The organism is uncultured Sphingomonas sp. (assembly GCF_936927845.1).
In the GTDB taxonomy this organism is placed as follows: Bacteria; Pseudomonadota; Alphaproteobacteria; order Sphingomonadales; family Sphingomonadaceae; genus Sphingomonas.
The window spans coordinates 1-11,782 of record NZ_CAKZHV010000060.1; the positions used below are offsets into that span (position 1 = coordinate 1).

Genomic DNA, 11,782 nt, shown 5'->3' on the forward strand with positions numbered 1-11,782 from the left:
CAATACCAGCATCCCGATCTCGCCGCCTGACACACCGCCAAGCGAACAGCCTAGACCAACGGGATGAGGGGTCCCTTTTCGACGCCGATCACTCCGCTACCGGGGTCCCTTTTCCACGCCGATCCACATTTCACCCTTTCAGCCACCACGACTTCCGACACCTTTTCGCAGTCGAGTATCTGCGCAATCGTCGCGGTTCGCTCTACGACCTTCAGCGCGAACTGGGACACAGCACAATCCTCGTCACCGAGCGGTATCTCGACTGCTTGCTGCCCGAGCAGGTGACGGCTGCGAAGACGGCGGTGGCACAAGAGCTGGCACACGGCCTGCGGTCAGGAACGCCGCAGGCATGAAAAATGCGCGGAAATCCGGGGCTGCTGGTAGCGTCACGACGCTCGCGTTCCGCGAATTCCTAAACCGCAGGCCGTGAGTTCGAATCTCGCCGGGGGCACCATCATCGCGGACTACCAAGCTCTTTTCACCGTGTCCGCCACGGTGGACCGGCTATCGTCGAACGATCCGAGACAGCACATCAGAGTTTGCAAACCTGATGTTCGCGGCAACGATCAATGGTACTCGGCGAACACTCGCCGGCTCAATCAAGGCTCCCGCTTCTCAAGTGTAAGAAAGACCTGATGCGGATGTGCCTGCAATGACTTAGGCGTTGCAGGGGAGCCCGGCATGACCTCAACTGCAACCACTGCCGTGCTCGTCCCGTGCCGCATCAATGTCGGCGCGACATGGAGCGACGCGTGCGTGCACGAAGTCGCGCCAAAGACCATCGTCATCTCCAGCAAGACTGCGATGAGTGTCGGCCGCTACGTCGACGTGCGTCGCGGGACGTTGATCATCATCGGTCGGGTGATCTGGGTGCGCGGTGATCGCATCGGCATCCGCACGCAGGATCCGGTCAGTGCCACGATGCTCGTCAACGAACCGCGGCTTGCGGAGCGGCCAACTGCCGCAGCGAGCGAGCGACGCGGGCCGACGCGTGACCGGGTGGCGCTGTCGCCCGCGATGAAGGCGGAGCGGAGCCGGCGCATGTCGTCAGCGCTGCAATTCGCCGCACTGACCGCCGCGACCGGCGGCGGTGCGTATCTGCTCGCGTCGCAGCTCTACGTGGCGCTAAGCGTGCCGTTCGCGCGCATCTCCGCCGCGCTGGGCGGCTGAATCCACTAGACACGTTTGACCCACCAGACAGGCACCGGCCTAGCCGCGTTTCTCCACGCGGTCGAACCACGCGCCGAGCTTCCCTTGTGACCAGGCGAGCGCCTGATAGAAGGTCAGCGCGGCCTTTGCGGGGCGCAGGTACACGCCATGCCAGCCGGTCCGCCGTCCAAGCCAGAACAGGCGATGGCTCCACCACGCGATCACGGCGCGGGTGCGATAGACCATTCGTCGCCGCGGCGTCAGCGTGGCCGCCCCCGGCGCGACGCGCTTGACCGGCGTGATCCCGCGCCGCCACCATGTCAGCCGGTACGCCAGCCCCTCTCGCCGGTGACGGAAGCCCGCCGCCTGGGTCGCGACGATGTAATCGGCGTCGACTTGTGTCAGTGCGAGCCGTCCGTCGGCCACCGCATCGGCCACCATGCGACCGAGGTCCGCCGAGCGTACCACCGCGACGTTGCTGCCGCGCCCGTCGGACGAGTACGGCTCAACCCAGGCATCGCCGAACGCGATGTCGGCGGTTTCCGCCACCACGTCGTCGCACATGTTGCAAGCCGAATTCTGGAAATAGCCCGCGCCCCAGTCACCATCGGCCAGATGCCACCAATCCTGCGCGCGTGCCTGGCCATCGGCGAGCGTCAGATGCGCGCGATACCAGTTCGCGGGCCTTCCTGCGTCCTTGATGCGGTAATCGACCGCGCGCACGTCCTCGATCGGGGTGTCCAGCTGCCAGGCGAAGCTCTCGACCAGCCGCGCGCTCTTCATGTGACCGCAGAACAATCCCAGCGTGTGCGTCACCCGCTCGGCGATGACGGGATCGGTGCGGCGAAGCAGTTGCACCGCCTTGATGAAGCACGGCACGCCGACGATCGCGTAGCGGCCGGGGGTCGCGCGGATCTCGGCGATGATCTCGGCCAGGTCGATCGGGTAATAACGCGACTTGGCCCCTTGCGCGATCTCGGCGCGGGTGCGCGACAGGCGATAGCGGAATAGCCGCCCCTCGCCCGAATCGGTCGCCACGACGTGCGCCACGGCATCGACGCGGCCGGTGCGCAGCAATTCGTTGGCGACCCAGCTGACCAATCCACCCGAGCTGCCGTCAGCGCGGAACGAGCCTTCCGCGACGTGCCCGACCCAGGCATGTTCGTAGCGCCCGATCCGCGCATCGGCGTGAGGCGCGCCGGGCAGCCGCTCGGCCGCGATCACGTCCTCGTTGGCGGCGTTCGGCGAGAACGGGCAGCGCGCGGCGAAGGTCGCGCTCGGCGCCGCGTACCAGTCGGCCGGCCCGTGCGGCTTCAACTGCCCGAACGCGTCCCACGCCATGCCTGCGCGCGGCTCGTCCGCCGCGCACCCGCCACACCCGATGCACAGACCGGAGCGGACGATGTCGCGCGGAGCGAGCGTGGGTGCGGCGGGCGCGGGTGCCTCAGCCAAGCGCGCGGTCCAGGAAGGCGTTCGACTGCGCGCGCCAGCCATCGATCGCGGCGGCAACCTGCGACGCGGGCGGCGTGCCGAGCAGGCGGTCGAACGCGGCCGCGTCGCTGTCGGCGGTGACCACGTGCGCGCGCGCGTCGAGCGCGTTGGTCAGGTCGCGAACCTTGTTGAAGCGATACTCGCTCGGCGAGGTGACGAACGGCTTGTTGTTGACGAGCGCGAAGACGCAGCCGTGGAAGAAATTGGTCACCACCGCGCTCGTCCCCGCCATCAGCTGCGCGAATTCGTGCGGCCCCACCTCGATCAGGTGGCGGTCGACCCAGTCGTTGCGGTAGCCGAGACTGACCAGCTCGACCCCGCTGCGCTTGCTCCACGCGGTCACCTGCTGCTGCAACCACGTCGGGAACACGTGACCGTAGACGAGCGCGTAGGGCCGGCCGGTCTCGGCGGGCGCAGCGCGCGCGACCTCGGAGAATTGCAGGCATGGGTCGAGCACCATCGCCGGCTCCTCGCCGAGCGCCTCGACCACCAGCCGGCGCGCATTCTCGTCGCGCACCGACACCGCGGTGAAACGCGCGAGCCGCGCCGCCCACTCAGGGCCGATCCCGTCGGCGGCGTCGTGGTTGCCGAAGCTCGCGGCGTAGGAAACAAGCCGCGGCGCACGCAGCCCCTCGCCGAAGAAGATCGATTTGCCGCCGTACCAGGGATGGCGGAAATTCCACACCTCGTCGCTGCCGACGACGATCGCGTCATAGCCCTCCAGCGTCTCGGGCCGGTCGAGCCGGAAACGCGCGCTCTGCGGCAGCGCGTCGAACGCGGCGAGGAATTTGCGCCCCTTCTCCTTATAGCGCGGCAGATCCTCGATCCGCGAGCGCTCGGGCAGGCTCGGCTGGAACGCGCAGCGCCACTCGGCGCGGGCAACCGCGTCATCGTGGTGGTCGAGCAGCACCGCATCGTGCCCGCGCGCGCGCAAGCCCTCCACCAGACAGCGCGCCTGCCAGTAGGACCCGTAGTTGATGCAGCGGTGGAAGGTGAGGACGCCGACGCGCAGATGGGAAGCCATTGCCGCCCTCATGGCAGCAACGGTGACGCGTTCCAACCGCGACCGACATTGATCTCGATCAATCGACCCGATCGAGGCTCACCCTTTGATTGTCAGCCACTCATCTTCCGGTGCGCGCGCCGATCGCGTCAGGTTGGCGGGATCATCGCTGTCCTCATACCCGATCGCGACGCCGCAGAAGAGCATCCGCTCCGCCGGCGTTTCCAGAAACGCCTCGATCGTCTGCGGGAACACCGCCCAGCATTCCTGCGGACAGGTCGCGAGCCCATGCTCGACCGCGAGCAGCATCAAGTTCTGCAGATACATGCCGAGATCAGCCCATTGCGGCGGCCCCATGCGGCGGTCGACCGTCACGAAATAGGCCGCGGGCGCGCCGAAGAACTGGAAGTTGCGCGCGAACCAGATCGCGCGCGCGCGCTTGTCCTCGCGCGGGATGCCGAGCCGGCCGTACATCTCCTCACCGATCGCGAAGGTGCGCTGGCGATAGCGATCGTCCATCTCCTTCGGGTAGATGTCATACCCCGGCGTTTCGGTTTCGCGGCGCGCGGTCTTGCCCGCCATGATCTCTTTGAGGCGCTGCATCGTCTCGCCGTAAACGATGTCGACGTGCCACGGCTGGATGTTGCCGCCGGTCGCCGCGCGCGCCGACTTGATCGCGATGTCCTTGAGCAGAGCCGGGTCGACGGCGCGGTCGAGGTAGCCGCGTACGGAACGCCTGGCCGCGATCGCGTGTGTCACATCCATTCGCACCGTCTCCGCTCTTGCCGTCCGCGTCAATTTGCGTAACTAGAACGCGGGATAACATCTGTTATGGAGAGGCGGAAGATGGCCGAGGCTTTTATCGTCGATGCGGTGCGCACCGCCGGGGGGCGGCGTGGCGGCAAGCTGGCGGGCGTCCACCCGGTCGATCTGGCGGCGCACGTGCTCGACGCGCTCGTCGAACGCAGCGGCATCCCGCCCGAGGCCGTGGACGACGTGGTGATGGGCTGCGTCAGCCAGGGCGGCGAGCAGGCGGGACAGGTCGGGCGCAACGCGGTGCTCGCCTCCAAGCGGCTGCCGCAATCGACCCCGGCGGTGACGATCGACCGGCAGTGCGGCTCGTCGCAGCAGGCGATCCAGTTCGCCGCGCAGGCGGTGATGTCGGGCACGCAGGACGTGGTGATCGCGGCGGGCGTGGAGAGCATGACGCGCGTGCCGATGGGGTCGACGTACAAATTGTTCTACGACGCCGGGCTCGGCAAGAACAAGTCGCCGGGGCTGGAGGAGAAATACCCCGGCATCCAGTTCAGCCAGTTCGCGGGCGCGGAGATGATCGCGCGCAAATACGGCTTCTCGCGCGAGGACACCGACGCTTACTCGCTCGGCTCGCACAAGAAAGCGATCGCCGCGACGCAGGCGAACCGCTTCGCCGACGAAATCGTGCCCATCGAGATCGAGACGCCGGAAGGGAACGCCCATCACGACAAGGACGAGGGCATCCGCTACGACGCGAGCGCGGAGAGCATGGCAGGCGTCAAGCTGCTGTCTGACAAGGGCGTGCTGACCGCGGCCTCCTCCAGCCAGATCTGCGACGGCGCGTCGGCGGTATTGATCGCGAGCGGCGAGGCGGTGGAGAAATACGGGCTCACCCCGCTCGCGCGCATCGTCAACCTGACCGTTACCGCGGGCGATCCGGTCGTCATGCTGGAGGAGCCGCTGTTCGCGACCGACAAGGCGCTATCGCGCGCCGGGCTCTCGATCGACGACATTGACCTGTACGAGGTCAACGAGGCGTTCGCGCCGGTGCCGATGGCGTGGTTGAAGCACACCGGTGCCGACCCGGAGAAATTGAACGTCAACGGCGGCGCGATCGCGCTCGGCCACCCGCTGGGCGCGAGCGGCACCAAGCTGATGGCGACGCTGGTGCACGAACTGAAACGCCGCGGCGGAAAATACGCGTTGCAGACGATGTGCGAGGGTGGCGGGGTCGCCAACGTGACGATCATTGAACGCGTCGACGCGGCCTGAAAACACGAGAAAGGGGATATCATGAAACTCGACAACACCATCTCCGCGGTCATCACCGGCGGCGCGTCGGGCCTGGGCGAGGCGACTGCGCGCGCACTGGCGGCAAAGGGCGTCAAGGTCGCGCTGTTCGACCTGAACGAGGCCAAGGGTGAAGCGGTCGCGGCCGAACTGGGCGGCGTGTTCTGCAAGGTGAACGTCACCGTCGAGGCATCGGTCGACGCCGGGTTTGAGAAGGCACGCGCCGCAATCGGTCAGGAGCGCATCCTGGTCAATTGCGCGGGCACGGGCAACGCGATCAAGACCGCGAGCCGGTCAAAGGAAGACGGCTCGATCAAGCACTTCCCGCTCGACGCGTTCAACATGATCATCCAGATCAACCTGGTCGGGACGTTCCGCTGCATCGCGAAGTCGGCGGCGGGGATGATGAGCCTCGACCCGCTGGACGACGGCGATCGCGGCGTCATCATCAACACCGCGAGCGTTGCGGCCGAGGACGGGCAGATCGGCCAGGCGGCCTATTCGGCGTCAAAGGGCGGGGTCGTCGGCATGACGCTGCCGATCGCGCGCGACCTGATGGGCGAGGCGATCCGCGTCAACACGATCCTGCCCGGCATCTTCAACACCCCGCTGCTCGCCGCCGCGCCGCAGAACGTGAAGGATGCTTTGGGCGCGCAGGTCCCCTTCCCCAAGCGGCTGGGCAACCCGCCCGAATATGCCAGCCTCGCGCTCACCATGATCGAGAACGGTTATTTCAACGGCGAGGACGTGCGGCTGGACGGCGCGATCCGCATGGCGCCGCGCTGAAGCGCGGGACCGGCGCATCCCGCGCCGCCCTCGCGCAAGGCCGGCCGGCGGGTCGGCCCTGCCGACCCCGTCCGACGGCGCGAGACTTGCTCCCGCGCCGGCTTGCCCGGAGCGATTTGGCTGAACCGGTCAAGTGGAGCGCTTTCCGACCAGCCGGTTCGCACCGCTCGTCACCCCGAACCTGATCCGGGGTCCCGCTTCTCGGACGGTCAGGAGAAGGCAGCGGGATCCCGGATCAAGTCCGGGATGACGGTGCGGTAAGCCGGTCAGGAATCGCCCTGGCGGCTCCAGACACTCTGCGCCCCCGCCAAAGCCGCGCGACCCCGGATCAAGGCCGGGGTGACTACCCTTCCCCAATCAGAAAGCCGCCATGCCCCGCCCCGCACCCTACCGTCTCGACCTCGCCAGCTATCCCGTTCGCGAGACGGTGCCGACGCGCTACCAGGACCTCGACGCGATGGGGCACATCAACAACGTCGCCTTCGCCGCGTTGTTCGAGACCGCGCGGGTGCGGTTCAACTGGGTGCTCGGCCGCTTCAACCGCGACGACGGCTTTCGCGCGGTGGTGGCGATGAATGCGGTCAATTACCTGGCGGAAGGCAGCTTCCCCGCCGACGTCGAGATCGCGACCGGCATCGGCCGGATCGGCACGCGGTCGTGGGAAATCCACGCGGTCATGCACCAGAACGGCCGCGCGATCGCGACGTGCGACACGGTGCTCGTCATGACCGACCCGAAAGAAGGCGCGATCCCCGACGACTTCCGCGCCGCGCTACAGAGCCAGTTGATGCTTGCCTCGCACGAGCCGGCAGGCTGATCTTCATCAATACTTCTGCCGACCGGCCGCCGGAACGCGCACCTAGACGCTTCGTTCGACTGGCAATTCCGTACGGGAGATACACCATGACGAGCGAGACGAACAGCACCGGCCGCACCATCGCGATCGGCGCGGCGGTGGGAGTGGTGGCCGGGCTGGCGGTCAATCTGGCGCGCAAGGCCGCGGTGCAGGCGCCGACCGTCATGGCGGGCAATTGGGACGAGGCGCTGGCGGCGGAGCACGCCGCGGCGCTCAAGCTGTTCGACCTGATCGAGGCGAGCGACGAGGCCGATCCCGGCCGGCGCGCGGTGCTGCTGATGCAATTGAAGCATGCAATCGGCAAGCACGCGTTCCAGGAAGAGAATGTCGTCTACGCGATGATGCGCGACCAGGGACTGACCGAGGCGGCGGACCACCTCAACCACGAGCACGGCTACGTGAAGCAGTATTTCTTCGACCTGACCGAGATGCCGAAGAGCGATCCCGCCTGGCTGCCCAAGGTCAGGGAATTCCGTGCCATGATCGAGCAGCACATGCGCGAGGAGGAGGACGACCTTTTCCCCAAGATGCGCGCGAAGCTGAGCGACAAGCAGAACAAGCACATCACGCGCGCGATGAACAAGGAAGGGCTGAAACTCGCCTGACGCGCGGGCGCGGCGGCGGCGCGCGTCAGTCGTCGAAGATGGGTGCGCGCTTTTCCATGTTGGCGCGCACGGCCTCGATCTGTTCGGGCTTTCGGATCAGCGCCATCTGTTCCTCGCTCTCCGCCAGCAGGATCGCGGCGGCGTCCATGTCTGGCACCGCGTTGAAGATGCGCTTGGACGCCTGCACTGCCTTCGGGCTGCGCGTGGCGATCTCGCGCGCGATGCTCATGGCGCGGGCGTGCGGATCGTCGTCGAGATGCGTGACCAGGCCCCAGCCTTGCGCCTCCGCGGCGGTGAACTCGCGGCTGGTATAGACGAACTCGCGCAGCACGTCCTCGCGCGCGGTGCCGCGCCACAGCACGAACCCGCCCATGTCGGGGACGAGCCCCCAATAGGTCTCGCGGATCGCCATGCGGGTGGCCGGGTGTGCGACGCGGATGTCGGCGCCCGACAGAAGCTGGAACCCGCCGCCCATCGCGACGCCGTGGACCGCGGCGATCACCGGCGCGCCCAGGTCGCGCCAGCCGGTGCAGACATATTGCGCGGTGTTGGCGATGCCGTGGGTCCGCTCGTCGAGCTTCAGCCCCGACCCGCCGCCTGTCATCGACGCCATGTCGAGTCCGGCGCAGAAGGCGCGGCCCTCTCCCGACAGAACCACGGCGCGCACCCCGCGCATCGTCTTCAACCGCTCGATCGCGTCGATCAGCGCGGCGAACATCGCGGGGTCGAGCGCGTTCATCTTGTCCGCGCGCGTCAGGCGGACGTCGGCGATGCCGTCTGCAAGCGTGATCGAGACGCGATCCGCGACTTCGCTTGGCTGAATATCGGTCATCGGCGTGGGTCCCCCGCTTAAGTCTGACGGCTTAACGGCTAGCGCGTGGGCGTGCGCGTCGCAACCGCGGCGGCGCGATGTTGCGCGGGCGCGGCAGCCGTGTAGGTGACGGCGCATGAAATGGGACCCGTTCTCGATGACGCTCGACCAGCTCGACCTTGCCAAGTTCGGCGGGCACGGCGGGCGGCTCGGCATCCGCTTTCACGCGCGCGGCGATGATTGGATCGAACTTGCGCTGCCCTACTCGCCGGAGTTGATCGGTGACGAGGAGAGCGGGGTGATCGCGTCGGGGCCGATCATCGCGATGATGGACATGGCGACGAGCTTCGCGATTTGGAACGAGATCAAAGTGTTCGTGCCGCAGGCGACGCTCGATCTCAGGATCGATTATCTGCGCCCTGCCCGCCCGGAGCGCACGGTGATCGGCCGCGCCGAATGCCTGCGCGTGGCGCGCTCGATCGCGTTCACGCGCGGCATCGCGCACGACGGCGACCTGGACGACCCGGTCGCGCACGTCGCCGCCACCTTCATGATCCCGAGCGGGCAATATCCGCGCCCGACGCGCGCCTCCGCGCCGGCGAAGGAGCAGCAGGCATGAAGCTGCCGCCCTATGCCGCGGTGCTCGGCGCCGAACTGGAACATGCCGAGGACGGCACGCCCGTCATGATGATGCCGTTCCACGACGGCGTGGTCGGTCGTCCCGGCTTTCTGCAAGGCGGCGCGATCTCCGGCCTGCTGGAAGTCGCGGCGATCGCGGCGCTCCACCACGCGCTCGCGGAGGAAGGAGGCGGACGGATCAAGCCGATCAACGTCACGATCGACTTCATGCGCGGTGGGCGCGACCGCGAGACGCGCGCGGCGGGGACGATCACCCGGCTGGGCAACCGCGTCGCCAACGTCGAGGCGTTCGCGTGGCAGGACGACCGCGCCAAACCGATCGCGGCGGCGCGGATGAACTATCTGATCGAGCGCGACTGACCCCGGCGGGCCGCGCGCGTCAGCGCTTCGGGGTCAGCCGCAGCAGCTTGCCGTTGTCCTGGATCACCCAGATCGCGCCGTCGGGCGCTTGCGCCACGTCGCGGATGCGCTCGCCCATGTTCCACTGCTCGGCGGCGCGGGCCTGTTCGCCGTTCACCGCGACGCGGACCAGCGACTTGCTCGACAGTCCCGCAATGAACAGCGAGCCGCGATAGGCCGGGAACATCGCGCCGGTGTAGGCGATCATCCCGCCCGGCGAGATCACCGGGTTCCACCACGCGACCGGCGCCTGGAATTCGGGGCGCGACGGGTGATCGGGTATCTCAACTCCCGAATAATTGTCGCCGTTCGATACCAGCGGCCAGCCGTAATTCTTGCCCGGCTGGATCAGGTTGAGCTCATCGCCGCCACGCGGTCCCATCTCCTCCTCCCACAACCGACCATCGGGCGTGAAGACGAGGCCGTAAGGGTTGCGATGTCCGCTCGACCAGGTCATCGCGCGCACGCCGCCCGCCTTGTACATCGGGTTGCCCGGCCATGCCGCGCCGTCGAGCGTCAGGCGCAATATCTTGCCGAGCGCCTGCTCCGGATCCTGCGCGGGGGTGAAGCGCTGGCGCTCGCCAGAGGTCAGGAACAGCGACTTGCCGTCGGGCGCGAAGGCGATGATCGCGCCGAACTGCCCGCCCGGGCCGTCCGAGCCCGCGCGCCAGATCACGCGCTGGTCGCGCAGGCTAGTGCCATCGAGGCGCGCACGCATCAGCGCGAGGCTCGACCCGCCGTTGGGGCGCGGCTCGGCATAACTCAGGTAGATCGTGCGGCTGGTCGTGAAATCGGGCGCGGGCGCGACGTCGAGCAACCCGCCCTGCCCGCCGCCCGCCACCGCGGGAACGCCCGCGATATCCGACACGCGCCCGTCGCCGCCGCGTAGCTTGAGCGCGCCCGCCTTCTCGGTCACCAGCAGGCTCGCGTCGGGCAGGAACGCGATCGAGAACGGGTCGCCGAACTGGCCCATCGCGGTGATCGTGACGGGCGGCTCGGTTGCGACGATGTTGGCGCGTCCGGTGGTCGCGGGCACGTTGCGCGCCGTCGGCGCCGACGCGTTCTTCGGCACGGGGGCATTGCTGCCGGTGACTTGCGGACCTTGCGGCTCCTGCGTCACGTCACCGGGCGCGGCGGCGGTGTTCGCGCCGGCCTGTGCCTGCGGCTCGGCGGAGCAGGCGGTCGAGGCGAGCAGCGCGGCGGTGAAGGCGATCAGGCGCACGGATTTGTTCCCCCGGATAGCAATGTTTCTTCCGCCACAAAGACGAAGGTCGCACACTTGTTCCGGCGCGGGCCTGTCACGAAGCCCCGTCACGAAGCGTTGCCGGGTTGCGAGGTAGCCGCGATCGGTCTATATCAACCGTGCTTTCTCTTACATCGCGAGGTGCAAGGGGCTGCGGGGCTCGCTCCGCGGCGGCAAGAAACGCATGTTCGGATGATCCGCTTGGACGATGTAAACGCCCTGTCTGTCATGATCGCGCCCGAGGCCGAGGCACTCGGTTTCGCGCTGGTGCGCGTGCGCCTGTTCGGCAAGGGCGACGAGCGCACGTTGCAGGTGATGGCCGAGCGTCCCGACACGCGTCAGTTGACGATTGACGATTGCGCCGATCTGTCGCGCCGCATCTCCGACCAGCTCGACGCGGCGGAAGCGGCCGGGCGTGATTACATCGACGGCGCGTACCGACTCGAGGTGTCGAGCCCCGGCATCGACCGCCCGCTGACGCGCCTGCAGGATTTCGAGGATTGGAAGGGGCACGAGGCCCGGATCCACCTGGCCGCCCCCGTCGACGGGCGCAAGCAGTTGACCGGCGACCTTGTCGGGATCGACGGCGACCGGATCACGATCGACGTGCGCAAGCACGAGCCGATGACGATCGGGTTCGACCAGGTCGCCGATGCGAAGCTCCTGCTCACCGACCGGCTGATCGCCGCCACCGTTCCGCTCTCGCAAGAAGGCGCGGAAGAAGAAGAATTCGAAGAAGAGGACAACGCTTAAG

At 67.7% G+C, this 11,782-nt stretch carries 13 protein-coding genes and 1 pseudogene; 9 read left to right on the plus strand and 5 right to left on the minus strand.

From position 1 onward, the window contains the following. Positions 1-353: pseudogene (locus Q0579_RS11820) on the plus strand (hypothetical protein); the annotation flags it as partial. Between the two features lie 328 nt (positions 354-681). After that, a complete protein-coding gene (locus tag Q0579_RS11825; RefSeq protein ID WP_298812500.1) occupies positions 682-1,170 on the plus strand; it encodes a hypothetical protein in 489 nt (162 codons plus the stop codon). Positions 1,171-1,209: 39 nt separating this feature from the next. On the opposite strand, the gene Q0579_RS11830 is transcribed toward Q0579_RS11825, so the two are convergent. The 3 genes from Q0579_RS11830 to Q0579_RS11840 all read right to left on the minus strand — a co-directional run bounded on the left by Q0579_RS11830 (position 1,210) and on the right by Q0579_RS11840 (position 4,408). After that, entirely contained in the window at positions 1,210-2,601 is a 1,392-nt protein-coding gene (locus Q0579_RS11830; protein ID WP_298812503.1) for a Coenzyme F420 hydrogenase/dehydrogenase, beta subunit C-terminal domain, read from the minus strand. Then, positions 2,594-3,664: a polysaccharide pyruvyl transferase family protein gene (locus Q0579_RS11835; RefSeq protein WP_298812505.1), complete on the minus strand. Its 1,071-nt coding sequence runs from the start codon at positions 3,662-3,664 to the stop codon at positions 2,594-2,596. Before Q0579_RS11835 ends, Q0579_RS11830 begins: the two co-directional genes overlap by 8 nt. Before the next feature lie 78 nt (positions 3,665-3,742). Continuing rightward, the gene (locus Q0579_RS11840; protein WP_298812507.1) at positions 3,743-4,408 is read right to left on the minus strand and encodes a nitroreductase; all 666 of its coding nucleotides are present in this window, start codon (positions 4,406-4,408) and stop codon (positions 3,743-3,745) included. Positions 4,409-4,489: 81 nt separating this feature from the next. On the opposite strand from Q0579_RS11840, the gene Q0579_RS11845 reads away from it, so the two are divergent. The 4 genes from Q0579_RS11845 to Q0579_RS11860 all read left to right on the plus strand — a co-directional run bounded on the left by Q0579_RS11845 (position 4,490) and on the right by Q0579_RS11860 (position 7,936). Further along, positions 4,490-5,671, plus strand: a complete 1,182-nt coding sequence (locus tag Q0579_RS11845; RefSeq protein ID WP_298812509.1) for an acetyl-CoA C-acetyltransferase — start codon at positions 4,490-4,492, stop codon at positions 5,669-5,671. Positions 5,672-5,692: 21 nt separating this feature from the next. Beyond that, on the plus strand, positions 5,693-6,475 hold the full coding sequence (locus Q0579_RS11850) for an SDR family NAD(P)-dependent oxidoreductase (protein WP_298812511.1): 783 nt from the start codon (positions 5,693-5,695) through the stop codon (positions 6,473-6,475). A gap of 370 nt (positions 6,476-6,845) precedes the next feature. Next, positions 6,846-7,292 (plus strand): thioesterase family protein, encoded by a 447-nt coding sequence (locus Q0579_RS11855; protein WP_298812513.1) that lies wholly within the window; start codon positions 6,846-6,848, stop codon positions 7,290-7,292. A gap of 86 nt (positions 7,293-7,378) precedes the next feature. Further along, entirely contained in the window at positions 7,379-7,936 is a 558-nt protein-coding gene (locus Q0579_RS11860; protein WP_298812515.1) for a hemerythrin domain-containing protein, read from the plus strand. Between the two features lie 25 nt (positions 7,937-7,961). On the opposite strand, the gene Q0579_RS11865 is transcribed toward Q0579_RS11860, so the two are convergent. After that, on the minus strand, positions 7,962-8,768 hold the full coding sequence (locus tag Q0579_RS11865; protein WP_298812518.1) for a crotonase/enoyl-CoA hydratase family protein: 807 nt from the start codon (positions 8,766-8,768) through the stop codon (positions 7,962-7,964). A gap of 115 nt (positions 8,769-8,883) precedes the next feature. Here Q0579_RS11865 and Q0579_RS11870 point away from each other — a divergent pair, with 115 nt between their 5' ends. Together Q0579_RS11870 and Q0579_RS11875 are read left to right on the plus strand one after the other, a co-directional pair. Then, positions 8,884-9,366 carry a PaaI family thioesterase gene (locus Q0579_RS11870; protein ID WP_298812523.1) on the plus strand — a complete coding sequence of 161 codons (483 nt, stop codon included), beginning with the start codon at positions 8,884-8,886 and terminating at the stop codon, positions 9,364-9,366. After that, a complete protein-coding gene (locus Q0579_RS11875) occupies positions 9,363-9,746 on the plus strand; it encodes a PaaI family thioesterase (RefSeq protein WP_174191958.1) in 384 nt (127 codons plus the stop codon). Before Q0579_RS11870 ends, Q0579_RS11875 begins: the two co-directional genes overlap by 4 nt. A 19-nt stretch (positions 9,747-9,765) precedes the next feature. Here the strand turns inward: Q0579_RS11875 and Q0579_RS11880 are convergent, their stop codons facing one another. Then, positions 9,766-11,001, minus strand: coding sequence for a PQQ-dependent sugar dehydrogenase (locus Q0579_RS11880; RefSeq protein WP_298813149.1), 1,236 nt, complete (start codon positions 10,999-11,001; stop codon positions 9,766-9,768). A 219-nt stretch (positions 11,002-11,220) separates the two neighbouring features. Here Q0579_RS11880 and rimP point away from each other — a divergent pair, with 219 nt between their 5' ends. After that, the gene (gene rimP, locus Q0579_RS11885) at positions 11,221-11,781 is read left to right on the plus strand and encodes a ribosome maturation protein RimP (RefSeq protein ID WP_298812528.1); all 561 of its coding nucleotides are present in this window, start codon (positions 11,221-11,223) and stop codon (positions 11,779-11,781) included. Position 11,782 lies beyond the last annotated feature (1 nt).

Coding starts and splice junctions, on each gene's coding strand:
- Q0579_RS11840 (WP_298812507.1), bottom strand. CDS start 4,408: ATGGATGTGACACACGCGATCGCGGCCAGGCGTTCCGTACGCGGCTAC.
- Q0579_RS11825 (WP_298812500.1), top strand. CDS start 682: ATGACCTCAACTGCAACCACTGCCGTGCTCGTCCCGTGCCGCATCAAT.
- Q0579_RS11875 (WP_174191958.1), top strand. CDS start 9,363: ATGAAGCTGCCGCCCTATGCCGCGGTGCTCGGCGCCGAACTGGAACAT.
- Q0579_RS11865 (WP_298812518.1), bottom strand. CDS start 8,768: ATGACCGATATTCAGCCAAGCGAAGTCGCGGATCGCGTCTCGATCACG.
- Q0579_RS11855 (WP_298812513.1), top strand. CDS start 6,846: ATGCCCCGCCCCGCACCCTACCGTCTCGACCTCGCCAGCTATCCCGTT.
- Q0579_RS11850 (WP_298812511.1), top strand. CDS start 5,693: ATGAAACTCGACAACACCATCTCCGCGGTCATCACCGGCGGCGCGTCG.
- Q0579_RS11860 (WP_298812515.1), top strand. CDS start 7,379: ATGACGAGCGAGACGAACAGCACCGGCCGCACCATCGCGATCGGCGCG.
- rimP (WP_298812528.1), top strand. CDS start 11,221: ATGATCCGCTTGGACGATGTAAACGCCCTGTCTGTCATGATCGCGCCC.
- Q0579_RS11870 (WP_298812523.1), top strand. CDS start 8,884: ATGAAATGGGACCCGTTCTCGATGACGCTCGACCAGCTCGACCTTGCC.
- Q0579_RS11835 (WP_298812505.1), bottom strand. CDS start 3,664: ATGGCTTCCCATCTGCGCGTCGGCGTCCTCACCTTCCACCGCTGCATC.
- Q0579_RS11845 (WP_298812509.1), top strand. CDS start 4,490: ATGGCCGAGGCTTTTATCGTCGATGCGGTGCGCACCGCCGGGGGGCGG.